This window comes from Rhizobium sp. 21-4511-3d, assembly GCF_053522545.1.
On the sequence record NZ_JBNWCF010000010.1, the window covers coordinates 21,502 to 38,699 of the forward strand.

At 57.7% G+C, this 17,198-nt stretch carries 19 protein-coding genes and 3 pseudogenes; 10 read left to right on the forward strand and 12 right to left on the reverse strand.

What is annotated here, in order from left to right:
- Positions 1–231 precede the first annotated feature (231 nt).
- Positions 232–2,463, reverse strand: a complete 2,232-nt coding sequence (locus tag ACQZ5H_RS21325; RefSeq protein WP_354541172.1) for a histidine kinase dimerization/phosphoacceptor domain -containing protein — start codon at positions 2,461–2,463, stop codon at positions 232–234.
- A 219-nt stretch (positions 2,464–2,682) separates the two neighbouring features.
- On the opposite strand from ACQZ5H_RS21325, the pseudogene ACQZ5H_RS21330 reads away from it, so the two are divergent.
- A pseudogene (locus ACQZ5H_RS21330) lies at positions 2,683–2,993 on the forward strand (plasmid partitioning protein RepA); the annotation flags it as partial.
- 189 nt (positions 2,994–3,182) lie between these two features.
- On the opposite strand, the pseudogene ACQZ5H_RS21335 reads toward ACQZ5H_RS21330, so the two are convergent.
- Together ACQZ5H_RS21335 and ACQZ5H_RS21340 are read right to left on the reverse strand one after the other, a co-directional pair.
- A pseudogene (locus ACQZ5H_RS21335) lies at positions 3,183–3,613 on the reverse strand (plasmid maintenance toxin (PemK-like)).
- Positions 3,600–3,878 (reverse strand): type II toxin-antitoxin system Phd/YefM family antitoxin, encoded by a 279-nt coding sequence (locus tag ACQZ5H_RS21340; protein ID WP_112716099.1) that lies wholly within the window; start codon positions 3,876–3,878, stop codon positions 3,600–3,602. The pseudogene ACQZ5H_RS21335 and the gene ACQZ5H_RS21340 overlap by 14 nt, the downstream one beginning before the upstream one ends.
- Before the next feature lie 150 nt (positions 3,879–4,028).
- On the opposite strand from ACQZ5H_RS21340, the gene ACQZ5H_RS21345 reads away from it, so the two are divergent.
- Together ACQZ5H_RS21345 and ACQZ5H_RS21350 are read left to right on the forward strand one after the other, a co-directional pair.
- The gene (locus tag ACQZ5H_RS21345; protein ID WP_112716097.1) at positions 4,029–4,277 is read left to right on the forward strand and encodes a type II toxin-antitoxin system Phd/YefM family antitoxin; all 249 of its coding nucleotides are present in this window, start codon (positions 4,029–4,031) and stop codon (positions 4,275–4,277) included.
- Positions 4,274–4,609, forward strand: a pseudogene (locus ACQZ5H_RS21350) (integrase); the annotation flags it as partial. The gene ACQZ5H_RS21345 and the pseudogene ACQZ5H_RS21350, both read left to right, overlap by 4 nt.
- Positions 4,610–5,193: 584 nt before the next feature.
- On the opposite strand, the gene ACQZ5H_RS21355 reads toward ACQZ5H_RS21350, so the two are convergent.
- From ACQZ5H_RS21355 to ACQZ5H_RS21370, 4 genes are all read right to left on the reverse strand, one after another.
- Complete coding sequence (locus ACQZ5H_RS21355; protein WP_112716181.1) at positions 5,194–6,153, reverse strand: lysylphosphatidylglycerol synthase transmembrane domain-containing protein; 960 nt, start codon at positions 6,151–6,153, stop codon at positions 5,194–5,196.
- A gap of 169 nt (positions 6,154–6,322) precedes the next feature.
- Entirely contained in the window at positions 6,323–6,505 is a 183-nt protein-coding gene (locus ACQZ5H_RS21360) for a hypothetical protein (RefSeq protein WP_246777747.1), read from the reverse strand.
- A gap of 56 nt (positions 6,506–6,561) precedes the next feature.
- Positions 6,562–7,023, reverse strand: a complete 462-nt coding sequence (locus ACQZ5H_RS21365) for a sialidase family protein (protein WP_246777748.1) — start codon at positions 7,021–7,023, stop codon at positions 6,562–6,564.
- A gap of 373 nt (positions 7,024–7,396) precedes the next feature.
- Positions 7,397–7,654: a SemiSWEET family sugar transporter gene (locus ACQZ5H_RS21370; protein WP_112716093.1), complete on the reverse strand. Its 258-nt coding sequence runs from the start codon at positions 7,652–7,654 to the stop codon at positions 7,397–7,399.
- A 283-nt stretch (positions 7,655–7,937) separates the two neighbouring features.
- Here ACQZ5H_RS21370 and ACQZ5H_RS21375 point away from each other — a divergent pair, with 283 nt between their 5' ends.
- The 4 genes from ACQZ5H_RS21375 to ACQZ5H_RS21390 all read left to right on the forward strand — a co-directional run bounded on the left by ACQZ5H_RS21375 (position 7,938) and on the right by ACQZ5H_RS21390 (position 10,706).
- Positions 7,938–8,471, forward strand: coding sequence for a DUF4142 domain-containing protein (locus tag ACQZ5H_RS21375; protein ID WP_112716091.1), 534 nt, complete (start codon positions 7,938–7,940; stop codon positions 8,469–8,471).
- A 598-nt stretch (positions 8,472–9,069) separates the two neighbouring features.
- Entirely contained in the window at positions 9,070–9,303 is a 234-nt protein-coding gene (locus ACQZ5H_RS21380) for a DUF6894 family protein (RefSeq protein ID WP_203431562.1), read from the forward strand.
- 77 nt (positions 9,304–9,380) lie between these two features.
- The gene (locus ACQZ5H_RS21385; protein ID WP_112716085.1) at positions 9,381–9,758 is read left to right on the forward strand and encodes a DUF983 domain-containing protein; all 378 of its coding nucleotides are present in this window, start codon (positions 9,381–9,383) and stop codon (positions 9,756–9,758) included.
- Positions 9,759–10,052: 294 nt separating this feature from the next.
- Positions 10,053–10,706 (forward strand): hypothetical protein, encoded by a 654-nt coding sequence (locus ACQZ5H_RS21390; protein ID WP_112716083.1) that lies wholly within the window; start codon positions 10,053–10,055, stop codon positions 10,704–10,706.
- A 60-nt stretch (positions 10,707–10,766) separates the two neighbouring features.
- Here ACQZ5H_RS21390 and ACQZ5H_RS21395 read toward each other — a convergent pair whose 3' ends face one another.
- The gene (locus ACQZ5H_RS21395; RefSeq protein WP_449098986.1) at positions 10,767–11,174 is read right to left on the reverse strand and encodes a hypothetical protein; all 408 of its coding nucleotides are present in this window, start codon (positions 11,172–11,174) and stop codon (positions 10,767–10,769) included.
- Positions 11,175–11,740: 566 nt separating this feature from the next.
- Here ACQZ5H_RS21395 and ACQZ5H_RS21400 point away from each other — a divergent pair.
- The 3 genes from ACQZ5H_RS21400 to ACQZ5H_RS21410 all read left to right on the forward strand — a co-directional run bounded on the left by ACQZ5H_RS21400 (position 11,741) and on the right by ACQZ5H_RS21410 (position 14,844).
- Positions 11,741–12,250 carry a YciE/YciF ferroxidase family protein gene (locus ACQZ5H_RS21400; RefSeq protein ID WP_203431563.1) on the forward strand — a complete coding sequence of 170 codons (510 nt, stop codon included), beginning with the start codon at positions 11,741–11,743 and terminating at the stop codon, positions 12,248–12,250.
- Between the two features lie 63 nt (positions 12,251–12,313).
- Complete coding sequence (gene katE, locus ACQZ5H_RS21405; RefSeq protein ID WP_112716077.1) at positions 12,314–14,455, forward strand: catalase; 2,142 nt, start codon at positions 12,314–12,316, stop codon at positions 14,453–14,455.
- Between the two features lie 92 nt (positions 14,456–14,547).
- Positions 14,548–14,844, forward strand: coding sequence for a hypothetical protein (locus ACQZ5H_RS21410; RefSeq protein ID WP_130279517.1), 297 nt, complete (start codon positions 14,548–14,550; stop codon positions 14,842–14,844).
- Positions 14,845–15,109: 265 nt separating this feature from the next.
- Here the strand turns inward: ACQZ5H_RS21410 and ACQZ5H_RS21415 are convergent, their stop codons facing one another.
- From ACQZ5H_RS21415 to ACQZ5H_RS21430, 4 genes are all read right to left on the reverse strand, one after another.
- On the reverse strand, positions 15,110–15,478 hold the full coding sequence (locus ACQZ5H_RS21415) for a response regulator (protein WP_112716073.1): 369 nt from the start codon (positions 15,476–15,478) through the stop codon (positions 15,110–15,112).
- Between the two features lie 242 nt (positions 15,479–15,720).
- Positions 15,721–16,167: a hypothetical protein gene (locus ACQZ5H_RS21420; RefSeq protein ID WP_413709013.1), complete on the reverse strand. Its 447-nt coding sequence runs from the start codon at positions 16,165–16,167 to the stop codon at positions 15,721–15,723.
- Between the two features lie 9 nt (positions 16,168–16,176).
- Positions 16,177–16,518, reverse strand: coding sequence for a hypothetical protein (locus tag ACQZ5H_RS21425; protein ID WP_449098987.1), 342 nt, complete (start codon positions 16,516–16,518; stop codon positions 16,177–16,179).
- A gap of 52 nt (positions 16,519–16,570) precedes the next feature.
- The gene (locus ACQZ5H_RS21430) at positions 16,571–17,125 is read right to left on the reverse strand and encodes a hypothetical protein (RefSeq protein WP_246777749.1); all 555 of its coding nucleotides are present in this window, start codon (positions 17,123–17,125) and stop codon (positions 16,571–16,573) included.
- Positions 17,126–17,198 lie beyond the last annotated feature (73 nt).

A 17,198-nucleotide genomic window follows, 5' to 3' on the forward strand; every position in this document is an offset into this window, starting at 1 on the left:
AGCTGCCGCATGGAAGGGCGCGAATTGTCCACCCCGATTCGGCCTTTTTACCATGCGAGGTGTCGCGAGCTCGACCGGTTGTTGAACGGACCGGCTCCAAGAAAACTTCGGATGCAAGCCCGACCTTCCCAAGTTCGACCCGGGCGCCTTCAACGCCGAGCCAAGGTGCAACCAGGACGTCCGAGGGGCACGGCTAGTTTTTAGACATCCATCGCGCCGGTTGAATGTCTGTCAAGGAGCCCTGACCGGGGCAGTCACCACAACGCGCAGCCCTGGACCATTTGGCTCCTCGTCAATGCTCCCTTGAAGGCGATCAATGATCGCAGCAAGCATGCGGGTTCCAAAGCCACTCCTCCCCTTGGGTAACTTGCCCTTCCCGCGGTCGGCGACAATGAGACGCAACGAATTCCGGTGCTGTTCAAGTTTGATCAGCAACGGCCCCGCGTCGCCGCCGTAGGCATATTTTTGTGCATTGATGACAAGTTCCGTCAACACGAGGCCAATGTTGACTGCGCGATCGGTAGAGACCAGAATGGGTGACAAATCTACATCGAGGCTTTCTGACCATTTCCTGTCCATCGTTGTGGACATGTCAGATAAGAGATTCTCGAGATAGCGTGAGAGGTCGACGATTTCCAGGCTGCCGTCCTGGTAAAGCCGACGATGCACGAGAGCGACCGCATTCAAACGGTTCTGAGCCTCGTTCAAGCTGACGCGGACCTCGTCGTTAACGGTCGCACGGCCTTGCATGCCTAGAAATGCTGATACGAGTTGCAGCGAATTCTGTACTCGGTGATTGACTTCCTTCATGAGGAAGTCTTTTTGAACGAGGAGGCTTTCATTTTCCTTCAAAGTGGTTGTCAGCTCGCGATTGAGCTCGCGGAGGCGGTGGTTATTCCGATGCTCCAGCATAAGCTTGACAATGCGCGACGCAACGTCCTCTTCAGCGTGACTCCACGGCCTCGCCCTTCCCCGGACGCTCTCGGACCATTCCTCGAAGGACGCGCGCGGTGTCAGCGTTGCACCGGCTTCCAGTGGCACGTCCTTATGCGGGTTCCCGGCCCACTTTAGAACCTCCACGTGTTCGGCCCGAAACCACATGAGAATTGTCGGGACTTCCGTCGACATCGTCACCGCAAGAAGGCCGCTGGCGCGATCCCGGTATGCGATGGCCGCCTCGAAAAGGCGAGACAGACTTGCAGTTGCGATCGGCTGCGTGGCGGCCGGCACGCGCGCGTAGCTCGCGATCTCGCGCACGTCGATCGGATCCGGACAAGCTCCATAGGTAAAGAGCTCGGTTCCCTGGACCGCGGCAAATCCGTCGGCCGCGAGAAGACGGGCGATTTCCGCGCCACCGTCACTGAAGAAGTCTTCAAGTGATCGATCACTACCAAGAAGGGAGATCACTGTATCTTCCTGCGAGCGGCTTCGAATGCGCTCGCGATACTGGGCCGCCTCTTCCTTGGCGCGGATTTGCCTGGCCAGCGCGTTGGACAGCGCTTGTCCGCCCATCCTCACGGCCAACGGAATTTCGCGCGGTTCGTGATGATGGCAGGCAATCAGCCCCCAGAGAACCCCGTCCTTAATAATTGAGAAGGATGCAGAGGCAGCAACCCCCATGTTGCGCAGATACTGCAGATGGACTGGAGATACGCTTCGTAGCGTCGAATCGCTCAAATCGAGTTCGCGTAAGTCCGTTGTGATCGAGTGAATGGGCTGTGGTTCGTAAGAGACATCGGGAATAACCCTGACGCGGTTGCGAACATAAAGTGCCCTCGCTTGTCTGGGAATATCGGAAGCAGGGAAGTAATGGTTCATGAAACTCGATGAATCCTTGTCGATGCTTTCCCCGACAACCACGCCGGCATCATCGTCGACAAACTGGTAGACCATCACGCGTCCAAAACCAGTCATCTCCCGAAAGACTTGAGCGGCGGCCTTGCAGAGTTCCTCGAGTTTGCTGGTCTTCTCGAAGGCTGAGGAAGCGGCGTCCAGTTCGACCAGGAACGGCACTGCCTGTACGGTATCTCGTTCTGCTCGATCAAGTTCCACAACCAGATAGTTTCCAGACCGGTAAGCCACGGCATTGAGTGGCCCGCAAGGCGCCTCGATGCGACCGAGAACCGAAAGAGCGCCGGCGCGGAGCTTATGGGCGAGCCCCTCTAAATCTAAACCCAAAACCTCGGATAGAGATTTACCGAGCGCGGGAGACGCAAGAAACCTTTCGGGCCGTCCTGCTACGCCGATACACGTCATAGAGGCGTCGCACACCAGCATGAGGCCATGGGCTTGTATTGCCCCCGGGATGTGGATGGGCTCAAGATCGCATGCGCTGGTAAGCGCAGGATCGATGTTTTGGTTGAGCATGCACGCCTCCTGACGCATTAGGTACTGCCACGGCCGCGGCTGCTTTGCGGACTGGATATACCAAAGCTTCAGGAAATGGTCATTCAAAAAGGACATGGGGCATCACCCGTTCAGATCGTCGAAAAACGCCATCTGGGTGCGCCATCTAGATGATTGCCGATCCTGAGGCCGGACCGATCTGCGCATACCTTTCTCGGAATGTGGAGGGAGTGGGGTGGCGCAAGATAGCTTTTCCTTGTAGCCCTTCTTTTACCGGGACGCGCGACAAGCAAAATTCAAAAGCCTAAAGTGCCGAGATCAGTTCGATAAGGGAAGAAGACAATCAAGCGGGCAGGGGCGAACGTCAAGATGGACTGGCTGCGCTATCTGATCACCGGCTATGAGCCATCCGACGTGCCACAAGTCCAGATGATGGGTTTCATGCAATCGCTCCTGGTAGAGGAGATGCTCACCAGCCCGATGGTGAACACCATAGCCATCTCTGACGCCGGACTGGCAAAGCGCACACTTTATGAACTAGATCGTTCGAATTTCACACGCGAAACCTACGATCGTGCCGTCAATGTATGGATGCGGTCAATTTCGAAATCCAGGGCCTCATTCACAAAGCCTGGGGTCGGCTATGAGCGTATTGAACGGAACTGTCTACCATCGATAAGTATCCCTTATCGATGGTGATTGCTTTCGAGGCGCGCCTGCGAGCGCTGCAATTGCTCGGCTTTTTGCGTGTCGCAAATCGCTGAAGATCGCGCCGGCGCAGAGACGCGCCGGGCCGCCTCGACAGCCCCGGGGATCGAACATTGAAGCTGAATCAGCTATTCGCTACGCGCGGCCGCTTGGTGACGTTGGGCGCGGGCCAACTCGACGAACCGGCGTTTGACCTCGGCAAACAGCGCGGGAGGCAAAGGGCCGTGGTAGCCCGTGTTAGTGTTGAGCGGCCGGATATTCGGTCCTGGCCAAACAAACCGGTTGCTTTCGGTCAAGACGATCCAGGAGCGGTCGTCATCGAGGCCCAGGCGCTGTTTGGTTGCCAGCGGAATTTCGATTGCGTCCGCAGGGTTGGATGGTGGGGTATGGAAAATCGGAGTACCCGCACGGCCGGTCTGCCGTCGTCAACATGCGCAACCATCGCCAACACAAGCACCGGCCGATCCTTGTCGCCCTCTTCGCGACCTTCGAGAAACTGCCAATGCCAGAGGTACGAGTAGCGAAAGAGCCAGCCGACTTTTGGTTCAGTCGGCAGCATGCTTGCCCGTCAGGACCTCAGCATTGAGATGATCGAGCGCCTCATCCATCTCGGACGCTTCGATCGCAGCAAGGTCGTCGTCGCCAATGGCGGAGGTCAGTTCGACGCGCCGTTCGCGTTTCGTCAGCCGCAGGTAATCTTCGTAAGCGATCAGGACCGTTTTCGGGCGCCCGTTTTTGGTGATGATCACCGGGTCACGGACGGCGGCATCCTGATAGGCGCCGAAATTTTTCGAGACCGTGGCCGCCGTAACTGTAGAAGTCATGTGAGAACTGCCTTTTTACGGAATATACGGAATTTACGGAAGTTTTGTAATCCCGGGCGGTGGCGGTCCACGCAACTCGAGTTACCGGTTAGCCGGCACCCCCGTGGTCGCTCCAGTATTTATGTCACGTTTCGGACAGGGGAAAGATGAATGCCTATCCTATTTGATGTGAACGAGGCTACCGAGCGGTTTAACGAACTGATTGAACGCACGCTGCGTGGTGAGGTCTTCGTGATCTGCCGGGGCGGCATACCGATCGCGGAGCTGACCGCGATCCCGAAGGCCGCAGGAACCATGGATGACCTCCGGGCGCTCGCAGCGGAAGGGCGCGCCAGCGCGCCGCCCGGCGCCAGCTCAAACCACGACGAGTTCTACGACGAAAACGGAATGCCGAGATGAGTGCCGTCGATCGCCGAGCCAGCGAGCTCGATACGATCGCCGCGGTCCTGCCGATCGAGCGGCGCGACGAGCCCGCAGAGCTACTGACCGACCAGGACGTCGAAACCCTTCGTCATCTCGTCAACGAAGGCATGGGCGCCAATTCGCTGAGGGCTCTCACCTCGGATCTGTCCTATCTTCAAGCCTGGGCACTGGCCGCGACGGCAAGCCCCCTCTACTGGCCGGCGCCCGAGGCGCTTCTTCTCCCGTCGATCGCCATCGATCTCGGCCGGACTAAAACGAGCGACGGCAGCCGCGAGGAGACCATCTATCTGACCGGCGCACCTGTCGATGCGAAGACGAGGCTGCTCCAGAGAGTGTCATGATCAACGTACTGACCGGCCTGAGCGAGGCGAACAGCAACGTTACCAATCACGCCTACCCGGCCGAATATCAACCGGACTATCCGCATGTCGGGCGCCTCTGGGTTTCGGCAACCGCAGATAGGCACGACAATTCCTTAAACGGTCGTTGTATACGATCAGGATATAACGATCCCGATCACCGACCCTCGTATCAGCCGGCGCGAGGAGGTGATGAACTACCTCGGTCGGACATTGAAGCAGACCGGCACATTTGAATTTCAAAATGGGTATCTCTCATGCGCCAAAAAGCAACCTGCTAATGATGGCTTGACTGAGGCACTCTCCAGCATCGAAGTCAGAGCGGTTGCACAGTAAGACCAGATTTCGCGTTCGTTCTATGCCCGGTTTGCGGCGGGGTCAGCGACCGCTTTTTGGATCGCAGTGCCTCTGACCTCGCGGACCGACTGGCAAAGTCTTCAAAGTGACGGTGTTTGCGACCGGTTAATCTGGCTCGGTTCGAAGCGAGTCGACTGTCGCGCGCGTAAGGCCAGCATGGCGTCGGAATAATACAGTCAGGCCGACGCGCGCTCGATTTCTGCTATCACCGGGCTTCGATTTCTCTTGTTGGCGCGAAAGACTGCTTCAGTAATCAGCGACAGAGGAAGACCAATGAAAAAAGGAATGAAGAAATAGATCGCGCGGAAGGCGACAAGTGATCCAATTGAGGCCTGGTCTCCCATTACATGGGTGACTGTGGCCTCCAGGACGCCGAGGCCGCCTGGAGCGTGCGTGGCGAGAATAGCGATATTAGCCAAGGTGAAGGCGGTCGCGGCCTTGAGATAGCTGACATCGCCGCCCACTGCCATCACTTCGCGCAAACATGCGGAGACCAGTGCAAAGTTGACTGTCCCGACGATCACTTGGAGGGCGGCAATCCGTAGCGTCGGCATCTGGAATGTCCATGAGCGGATGTGCAGCGGGGTCCTTAGAAAGGAAGCAAGCAGGAGATATGCCGCCACCGCGACTATACTTGCAATGCCAATCGATCTCACCGCTGCTTCACTGAGACCGAGCACCGCACTGGCGTCTGCAGGGTTCAATGTCAAAACGATGCCGGATAGCATTGCCATGCCGACACCGACTGTAACGCCCGACAGGAGAACGATTTTGGCGACATCCTCGGTGCTCAATCCCCAACGCGCGTAGTACCGGTATCGCAGTGCGCCGCTGCTAAGCCCCGAAAAGCCGACGCTTTGGCCAATCGACAGCGCGATGAAGGATGCCAAGCCGATCTTCGGGTAAGGAAGGTCGCTGTGAACATGACGGACGCCTGCCCAGTCGAAACCGGTCAGGCAAATATATGAACCGAAGGCAAAGAGCATCGCCAGGGCGAGGTTCTGAGCAGGAATCTCTCGAACGGAACCGATGACCTCCCGCAACGAGTATTCGCTGAATGTCTCGTATAGAAGGTACGCGGCGGCGCTGATACCAACTATGATCAGCATGTACGTCAATATCTGCCTGCCCGTCATCGCGCCAACCATTCCTGTTTGCGCTGCAACGGCGATCAGGATGCTTTGGTTCCACAAAACAGCGCCGCGCGCGCTCAAACCAATACTTGTCGCCTCTCACCGCACCAATCGATGACCGCTCCGACTGTTCAACCGGCGCCGGTGTCCGCCGATACGACCCGCCCCGGTCTTAGGCAAGGAAAATCGTTGAAGACGATATGAAGCGTTCTTCGCCGCGATTCATATAGTAAGCGGTCAGTACGCTGCCATCCTGTCGGCTTACCGCACGAGGATAACCGAGATCAGGCAGCAGGCCATCCGACCGGATAATGCTTTCCACCGACCAATGCGTGCCATTCGTCGTGCGCTTCATTCTTATGCCGGCGGGGCTGCCCCTGTAGCCATAGAGCAAGGCATATTCACCGCTGCCTATCGCGACCAAGGCGCCAGGATTACCGCCAGGCCCAGTGCTACCCCCAGCGGCTCCCAAGTCTTTCCGTAGTCCATTGACCGAAAGGCCTCAAGCCATCCGCCCTCCTCGATACCGCGGCCGCGTCGAACGACAGTCAAAACGGAACGATCTGGCAGTACGCTTGTGGGCATGATGGCATAGCCGTCACCATCGAATGGAAGATCGCTTTTCCAAGAAAAGCTTAACCCTCCATCGATCGTCTCAACGCACATGCACTGCCCTTCGTTGCCGTCTCTCTTGGAACGGCTAAGCATGAACAGTGCATGATTGCGGTCGATCGCGATCAGATCAGTTCGGGCCGCAACCCCGGTTTGATGCAGGCCAGTAAAGGCGTGAGGCCCACTCCACGTTCGTCCCCTGTCGCGGCTGACATAGAACCAGCTTTCAGCGCCTCCATCGATGCCTGTGCGGGCTGCCATGAATACGACTTCCGGATCCTGGAAATCGATTCTGGACGACTGGCTGCTTGACGGGAGTAGGTCTATCCTTGGACCGGACCGGAGTGATTGATCCACATGTTCGTTCGCCGACAGGCTGCGGCCGCCGGGCACGATCCCGCAGAAAGGTTCCGATCGCCATGTCCTACCTCCGTCGAGGCTCCGGCTCTGAACTGGCAGGCAGTCGCTATGCTTGTCGCGAGCATGTAGCCTGCCTTGGTCTCCAAGAACTCCAACCGCAAAAATGACAAGAGCTTCCCTCTCCCACAACCACATGCCGTAGTTTGCGGGCCAGCCGGCGAAACTCCCCTTTCTCGCGAACACATCATGATGCTTTACCGACGAAACCTGCATGTTACCGATGCCCGATCATCTTGATGGTCAGGATGAATGCAGATAGGCAGAAGCAAATCGAATTGGTCAGAATGATTGGAAGCTCGCCGCGAAGGACACCGAAGCCCGTCCACAGCGCGAAACCGGTAACTGTCAGAGCGTACATCCACCCCGAAATCGCCGCGGTGTCTCTCGTGCGGATGACCTTTGCGGCCTGGGGCACAAAGCTAATGACCGAACACGCGGATGCGCAATAGCCAACGATCGAAGGCGTATCCATTCTATCCTCCCGTATGCGGCCCCGTGCCATGCAAGGCTCTCAACAGTTTATATGCGCGACCCTCCCAAGGGGCGTAGATATTGAAGCCGGAGGGTGCGCAGTCCTCGGCTCGCGCTCCTCGCTTCCGCAGGTGGCCGCATGGGCCTTGAACCTGCAACGGCGCAGGTTGCTCCGATCAATCGAGATATGCTGGGCTGTCTGACTGCACGAAACCGCTGACCCTTGGAACAGATGATCCATTTCGAAGTTTGGCTACTGCTATATCGACACATAGGAGCAAATGATGAAGCACGCCCTCGCCATTGCCGGACTTTCTGTCCTGTTCGCCTCGCCCGTCCTCGCCCAGTCGGCAGCAGAAAAGACGGGCGTCAATTCAGTAATGGGTGTCGCCCCCAAAACCGAAGACTTCGTCACCGAAGCCGCAGGGAGCGACATGTTCGAAATTGAATCCAGCAAACTCGCCGCCGAAAAGTCACAGGATGCTGCGACCAAGAGTTTTGCGCAGCAGATGGTAGCTGATCACACAAAGACGTCGGACGAGTTGAAGGCACTCGTTTCTGGAGGAAAGGTGAAGGCCACCATCCCAGCTGCAATGAGTTCGGCACAGCAAAGCATGCTCGATGACCTCAAGAAACTTAACGGCGACGATTTCACGAAGCAGTATCACGCTGATCAGCAGGATGTGCACGAAGATGCCGTCGATCTCTTCAAGCGATATGGGGAGGAAGGTGACAACCCCGAACTGAAGGCCTGGGCAGCCAAAACGCGCCCTGCACTCGAGCATCACCTCAAGATGGCAACAGATCTGAACAAGTAATTCACAACCCGGCGTTACCGTGGGTAACGCCGGGTTCATCTTCGAGCTGCCTTGCCTATCTCGGCGCTTACGTCCGATTGTTACAATGCGACGTTGGCCCCTGCGGTCCGGCAAGGTCGCCACATCGGCTTTGCGATGGGATCGCACGAAGACCTAAGATCGATGCAGCACAACATGATCAAGGTAGACGTCGCGGATCAGAAGAAGTCTTTCGCTCGGGAACCATTGATCGCCAGCGTGGTTACGGTGTGTCACTCAGTCTGCCCCTCGTTGGTGCAAGCCGAGATGGTCTGGCCCGAAAGAGCGACCTTCATGTTGCTACCCATGAAGACAATGCGTCGCGCGCGAGCGCGACGCATTTTGTTTTTGCTGCGCTTCGATTGAGCATCAAGAAGGATCTCTGATCCCCCGGTTGACCTAGGTCTCACATGGCGCGGATGTCCGTAGACACCGCAGGCGCTCCATACGGATCGAAAGGAGTGTTGCCGGTAGCTGTTGTCCGCGCTGCTGTTGACTGAGCGAGACTGTGTCCGCGATCAGGTGCTAGCTTATGGAACAGCAAAGGGCCCCTCACCGTTATTGAGCCTGAGGTGGCAAGATGATGTTTTATTTCAATATCAGCTCCGACCGGGAGCGGGAAACGGACGCAGAAGGTATGGATTTGCCCTCCCTAGACCACGCGAGATGCGAAGCGCGGCGCGCCGCACGAGAAATGGTTGCCGAAATGGTTTTGCATAATCAGCCGATCGACGGGTTGTCGTTCGAAATCGCTGACGAGAAGGGAAGCGTACTGGACGTCATCAGGTTTCGTGACGTCATACGGATAGACTAGCGTCTTGGTTCACGTTTGGTCTGGCTGGAACCATCGCCGTCAACTGCGGTTCGTTTGCGTTAGCAAAGGCGAAGGTCATGGAACCAGATCGTGACATAGCAACCATATCGATCTATGCGGGCTTGAGGGGGTTATGCCCACGCTGCCAACGCGGCCACCTTTTTCGCGGTTACCTGTCGCTTGCACCGTCATGCGAAATCTGCGGGCTCGATTACGATTTCGCAGACCCCGCCGACGGCCCCGCGTTCTTTGCCATGAGCGTTGTTGCAGTTCCCGCGCTCGGTTTTGCGCTTTGGCTTCAGTTCAGCTTTAACCCGCCAATTTGGGTGCACTTGCTGTCAACGTTGCCGCTGACCGTTGCGGCATGCATGTCGCTTTTGCGACCACTCAAGGGATGGCTGATCTGCGCCCAATATCTTCACAAGGCGGCGGAAGGACATCTCGATCGAGATTGAGGCCTTTCGTTCTGGGGCGTTTACTGAAGCGGCGTTGACTGCTTGGTGATGCAGACGGAAATTTTGCAGCCTGGCGAGGACAACGCGACAAGGCTTGGGCCGGCCTCTGCCGGCAGAGATTGTCCGGGATGACATCCCTTTGCCTCGTCGCCCCAGCTTGGTGCGATCCCGTACCCGGGGCTCTACCGCCTTGCTGTCCAGATGTCTGAGTTGCAAACTGACCATCTCGCCGACTCATGCTACTCTCGTGATAAGAGGGCAGATGCATCGTTGAGGAAAAATAGGTAGGATTCTTTGGAAAGTCTCGCGTCTCCAATCTCGGGTCTGATTGTCGGTTTCCTGACGGGAGCTTCGCTGGTTGCGGTTATAGCTGTCGGGCTAGTGGCGCTAGGGGGCTGGAACTGGGGTCGCCCACCAATTGCTGCGGCGCGTACAGCATTGCGCGCTCTGCTTCTCTTGGATGATTTTGCAATCGCGTGCCACGCGGCTGCCTTCGACAAGCCGGAGTTCGATGAGGACGATCCGGAGCACTACTTCATGCATACTGACGAACCGATTTTCGCACTTCCCGCGGATATAGATTGGTCTATCCTCGGGACGGATTTGGAAGAAGCTCTCATCAGAATGCCCAATTCAACGCGAAACGTCAGTCACGCACTGGATCATCTCCAAACGCAGACGTCAGACGAGAAATATTTCGAAAAGCGGAATAGCGAGTACGTCCGACTCGGGCTTGCGGCATTCGAATTGGCTGATCGTATCGAACGAGAATTCGGGCTGTCACCGCTTGACAGGCCGGCATTCTTCCAGCCGCGCCAGGAGCTCCTTCGGGAGCGACAGAGACGCCGAACGTCCGATTTAGAGGACGCTTCCATCGCTCGCGCGGTTTTCGGTTCGAACGTCACATCGATCTTCACGGCAAGAAACGCCAAGAAGCCCGAAAGATGATGCTGAGGAGGTGCGACCCTGCTTGACACAGGCAGTCTCGCCTGTCCGAATATACTTCGGCTACAGACGTTCAAAAGCGCTGTCATAAAGGCCGCGTAAATCGTCAAAGACTCTCTCGTAACGCGAGCGGCGCGATCTAGGGGATAGGCCGACGATTGCGAGCGTCAATGCTGCCGTTGCTGCGGCTGCGGCCAAAAGGCTAGACATCGGGTAAAGCTTTACCCCCGCTTCCGCTTGCCGCGCTCCCTGACGAGCGCCACCTCTTACCATATCAGAAGCGGCGTTAAGCTGCTGACGCAGGTCTTCCAGCCGCTTTCGAATGATGTCAATTTCCTCCCCCGCGTTAAAGCCCGGCTCGGGCGGTATTCCGACTGAGGCGGTCGCTCTATCGATCACCGCCCGCGGCACGGTTTCTCCCAGGCGGGCGCCTTCAGCTATAAGAGTTGGTCGGACTTTGCTGTCTGTCATTTCATGTCTCCGTCGGCCGTTCCACTGCCAATGCCGATGTTCGTACATCTACGCTGCCGGAGGCAGATAGTTCCGCACGGCGCCGAAAGCATCAGGCAAAAGACGAAGAGCAAAGCGGTGTCTGCGAGCCCAGCGACAATTCAGCGGAGAGCCGCCGCTGTTTCTGTCGCCCGGGCGACCGGTACCAGTCCCCATCCAGCGCCGCACCGGCCGCCTTGGCGGCCTCTACGCGGAAAATCGCGATCTCCCGCCCCTTTCCTGTGTGGCAGCCGGATCGAGGCCGCCAACTAGCTTTTGATGCCAAGGCCCCCCCGGCGTGCCTCGCGTGCGCCATTGTTTGTCTTCGTGCAGCAGCGCGTCACCAATAATTGGCGTGTTTGCCACGTGAGGTGGCGCTGTCGCGCTCAGATCATGTGTATTTGGCTGCACCTTTCCATTCCTTTGTACGCTTCAGTACCGGAACAACGTCAGCGAGCAAACATTGTGGAAGCGCTGTGCCGTTTGGTGCTGCGAAATCTCAGGCCGGGGCGATTGCGGCCGCGGAAGCCAGTTCTGGAGGACTAACAATGGCAAAGACAAAGACCCTCGACGACCTTTTTCTCGACACGTTGAAGGATATTTATTTCGCCGAAAAGCAGATTCTGAAAGCATTGCCGAAAATGGCGCGGGCCGCTCAGTCGGAAGAAGGAAAGTCCGGATTTCTGCACCATCGCGATGAAACTCAAGGCCAAATCGAGCGGCTTGAACAGGTGTTCGAATTTCTCGGCAAGTCCGCCCGCGGCAAGACCTGCGAAGCGATCCAAGGAATTATTGCCGAAGGTGAAGAGATTATCGAGGAATACAACGGTTCTGACGCCCTCGATGCCGGGCTCATTTCATCGGCCCAGGCAGTCGAGCACTACGAAATCGCCCGCTACGGCACCCTGATTGCATGGGCCAATCAGCTCGGCTTGAAGGACGCCGTTGCGCTCCTTGAAGCAAACCTCGCGGAGGAAGTGGCCACCGACGAAAAGCTGACCGCGCTCGCCGGGTCGCAGGCGAATGTCAAGGCTATGGGCACAGCCTCGGCCAAGTGATTGCCTCGAGGGCCGTCTTTCAAGATGGCCCACCAATTTGCTCATCTTTCGAAGGACCACCCTATGGCCAAGCGCGCCACGAAAACCGACCGTTCAGGATCAACCGTGACCATTCATGACCAACAGCTTCATCGCGGAGCCGGTGGCGAGCTTCACCAGTTCGCTGAGGACGGTCATGATGTGCTGACGACCTCGCAGGGCGCTCCCGTCGCCGATGATCAGAATTCCCTGCGGGTCGGAGCGCGGGGGCCGCTTTTGGTCGACGATTTCCATTTCCGGGAAAAAATCTTCCATTTCGACCATGAGAGGATTCCCGAACGTGTCGTCCACGCACGTGGTTATGGTGCCCACGGCTTTTTCGAAACTTATGAGTCGCTCGCTGATATCACGCGCGCCGACCTCTTTCAGCGCGCTGGAGAAAAGACTCCGGTTTTTGTCCGGTTCTCGACTGTCGCCGGCAATAAGGGTTCCGCGGACCTTGCCCGCGATGTACGTGGCTTCGCCGTCAAGATGTACACAAAAGAGGGCAACTGGGACCTGGTCGGAAACAATATTCCGGTGTTCTTCATCCAGGATGCAATTAAGTTTCCCGATATGGTTCATGCTGCAAAGCAGGAACCGGATCGTGCTTTTCCCCAGGCGCAGACCGCTCACGACACTTTCTGGGATTTTATCAGCCTGACGCCCGAGAGCATGCACATGGTGATGTGGATCATGTCGGACCGGACCATCCCACGCTCGTTCCGCTTCATGGAAGGTTTCGGTGTTCATACATTCCGCTTCGTCAATGCAGACGGGCAGTCCACCTTCGTCAAATTCCATTGGAAGCCGAAGCTCGGCCTGCAGTCCGTTGCTTGGAACGAAGCGGTCAAGATCAATGGCGCCGACCCCGATTACCACCGTCGCGACCTGTGGCAGTCGATCCAGTCAGGTAACTTCCCTGAATGGGAGCTTGCCGTGCAGCTCTTCGACCAGAACTTTGCCGACAGCTTCGAATTCGATGTCCTCGACCCGACAAAGATAATTCCGGAGGAGGTTCTTCCGGTGCGCCCCATTGGCCGCCTGGTACTGGACCGCATGCCCGACAACTTCTTCGCCGAGACCGAGCAAGTTGCCTTCATGACGCAGAACGTCCCTCCAGGCATTGACTTCAGCAACGACCCGCTCCTACAGGGTCGAAACTTCTCATATCTCGACACCCAGCTTAAGCGGCTAGGCGGACCGAACTTCACGCATCTGCCTATCAATGCGCCCAAGTGCCCGTTTCACACTTTTCAGCAGGACGGGCATATGGCGATGCGAAATCCGAGCGGCCGCGCCAACTATCAGCCGAATTCGTTCGACGAAGGGCCAAGGGAATCGCCGGCGCGCGGATATCGGCATTTTTCGGCGGAGGAGCAGGGACAGAAGGTCCGGCTGCGTCCAGAAAGCTTTGCCGATCATTACAGTCAGGCGCGGCAGTTCTACGTCAGCCAGACCGGCGCTGAGCAGCGCCACATCGCCATGGCGCTAACGTTCGAACTGAGCAAGGTCGAGACGCTGGCGATCCGGGAGCGGATGGTCTCTCACCTACTCAACATCGACGAAACCCTCGCATCCACGGTGGCAGAAAAGCTGGGGTTCCAGGCGATGCCAAAACCAGCAGAAGCGGCGCTGCCCACCCGTCAGGACCTCGATCCTTCGCCGGCACTCAGTATCGTGAAGCGCGGCCCGAAACGGTTCGAGGGTAGAAAGCTCGGAGTCCTGGTCACTGACGGCACCGATGCGAAGCTGCTTCAGGCAATCATCAAGGCCGCTGGCAAGGAAAAGGCGATCGTGGAACTTATTGCGCCAAAAGTCGGCGGGGTGAAGGCATCGGACGGATCCTGGTTGAAGGCTCATCATATGATTGATGGCGGTCCTTCGGTGCTTTTCGACGCTGTCGCCGTGCTCGCTTCACACCAGGCGATCGATGACCTTGTCAAGGAGGCGACCGCACGGGATTTTGTTGCAGACGCCTTCCAGCATTGCAAATATATCGGCTACGACCAATCTGCGCTCCCCCTCCTCGACAAGGCAGGTATCTCACAGTCCCTTGATGAGGGTACGATTGCGCTCAGTGATCCTAAATCGGCGACGGAGTTTCTATCAGAACTCGGAAAGTTGCGGGTGTGGGGCCGCGAGCCGTCTTTGAAGCTTGGGAAAGCTTCGCCGCCTGTTGAGTGATCTCCGCCCGACAGGGCGGAGCCGTCTGCAAAGGCGCGATCGCACTTTATCGGGCAGCATCTTGCACTATTGCAAAAAAACAGGAGGACAATATGGAAGTGACAAGTACGAACATCTCAGAGCAGAGCGACGGCAAATTCAGAGTGGCGTTCAACGGAGAAGGCGGTGAATCCATCGTCGTACAGATGGTCGCTGCAGGCCAGCTCGACGATGAGACCGCGCTACAGAAGGCCAAGGAGTTGATGGTGCAGGTGGCGACGTTCGGGGTTGCTGTCGGAGAATCGGCCGACGCATCCGCGTCGGCCGATACGTCAGACATCCAGACCGAGGGTCTCGAAGAGACCGCGCCTGCGTCGGGGAATTTCGCATCTCCCAACTCAGTTGCCTGAGACATGGAGAGGCTCCGGCCGAGCGTGCTCGTGCTGGAGCCCGGCGGCGGGGCTTATCGGCAGTGCCGGGGCACGGCCTCACGAGCTCTTCACGGTTCGGGCAACACCTCCTGTGGCAGCATTGCCGGGCTCCCGTTGGGAGCACTCCAGCGTCTCGAGTGGACCATTGCGTGCTACCGACACCTGGTGCTGACGACGGCGACTTCAGGGTCATCCGAGTAGCCCTTAAGGGGTGGACCGAGATATAGGGAACCCGCGCGAATCCTCAGCGGAGCGATTGTCCGCCGCCTGCCTCGAGCATTGCTTGCCTTAAGGCTTCAGGCGTTGCCGGTTTCCCAACCCACAGAGCCGTTGCAAAGGCTTCAGAACCTTTTCCGACAACTTCGGCTCCCGCGTAAACGACAAAGGGAACTCCCCTCGCCGATAGTAAAGCCGCCACATCGCTGCAGACGCCATCGTTCAACAGAGGGTCTACAATTGCAATATCTGGACTGTGCGCCACGAGCCATGTGATCGCCGCAGCTCTGTTGTCCAAGGTTGTGACGGATTTCGCTCCAAGCGATGAGGCGATCTCTTCGATGTCCATCGCGATGAACGCTTCGTTCTCCAAAATGAGAACAGTATGAAATTCCACGTGGGCAGCTTCCGTATGGGCAGATAAGCTATCGCCGTACCCTATCTGCCGACGGGCGGGGTGTCAGCACCTTTCTGCTTTCGTACGATTTCGCACAATAGGCGAGGGGCGCCCGAAGTAAGGCCGCCCCGAGGTTCAGCGTGCGGTGTTACCGCAGTCCCAAAAAGCTCAGTATGGCCAGGATAATGACGACTGCACCGACAAGCCAGATCAAGTTGTTCATTCGATCATCCTTTCTAGGCTTATTGCTCAGGCAGAACTATCTTCTGCTGCGTTGTGTTCTTGACGGGCTTCTGTCCCGGTTCATGCGACATGGTGCGCGTCGTGCTCTGAAGCGTGTCGCCATTCGTTGTGGTTTGGGTTCTTGACTTGCTAAAGCTGCCCTTGTCGACAGCTTGGGATTTCGTCTGCGCCTTGAGCCGATCTGCATTGTCATTCACGTGGGTCTTGCTCATCGCCCTTCCGCCGTCTGCCGTAGCGCTGCCCCCAGAACCGACAGATGAGCTTGTGCCGCCGTCCGTCTGACATGATCCAGCAGTGCCAAGCGAACTGGCCGACGTTCCACCGGCGCTTGCGCTCCCACCGGTCGCAACAGTTCCTGCCGCGCTGCAGTCCTGTGCCGTCGCATGCACGGTGGCCAACAGGAATGAGAGTGCGATCGCGCTGAATAATTCTGGCCTTTTCATAATCGTCTCCTACTATTTGCCGGGCTTTATGATGGAGCAGGTTCCGTCCGAGCGCTTTGTGATGACGGTTCCGTCTGGTCGCGTTACGCTCGCGCTCGAGTAACTGTTGACGCTGCCGGACCCGGCTGAGGAGGTTGACGCAGAAGAGGAACTCGTCGAACCGCCCCGGCTTGTCGTTGACGCCGTTACCTGGCCATTTCCGGCGGTCACTGTGGTTGACATACCGGTCGACCCAGAGTGTTCCTCAGTCAAGGTGCAGCTGGTACCGTCGGCTAGTTTGATTTCTTCGGCGGCAACGCAGCTTGCGGTGACCATAGCCGCGGTCGCGATAAGAGTTCTGAATGTAGAAGTCATCTTGGTGCCTCCAACGGAGATGGCCGGCGTCCAAAGGCGCCGGCCGTTGCAGTTAGCAGGAGTGGCTGGTACCGTTTTTCTTCATCTGACCGGGCGCGCAGCCTTTCTTACCGTTGTTGTCATGGGAAGAGCCTGCTTGGCTCGAGCCGGTGCCGACGGAGCTTCCGCTCTCCCCGTTGCCGGCCGACGAGCTCCCTGTGCCGACGGACGAAGCGGAACCTGCATCGCCCGTGCCCGTAGCGGACCCGCCGGTTCCAACCGAGCTACTGGACGCTCCCTCACCAGCAGACGAACCGCCGGTGCCCACCGTCGAAGACGATCCGGAACCAGATCCAGCCGAAGAGCCACCCGTACCGACGGTGCTACTTGACGTTCCGCCGCCGGCAGATGAACCGCCGGTTCCCACTGTCGAGGAGCTTCCAGACGGGCAGTTGGCCGAGCCCGCCGGACAATCACCGCCTGTCGAACTTCCGCCGGTCCCAACCGTGCTGCTCGAAGTTCCTCCGCCAGCCGATGAGCCGCCCGTACCGACGGTACTGGACGATTGGGCAAAAGCGGTGCTTGCAAGCAGGGCTGCCGCGAAGGCGATGCTGGTTGTCTTGAACATGTAGGTTTCCTCCATTGAATGTCGAAGCGAAAGCCTTGTCGATGAGACTTGAGGCTGCCAGACAAACCACCAT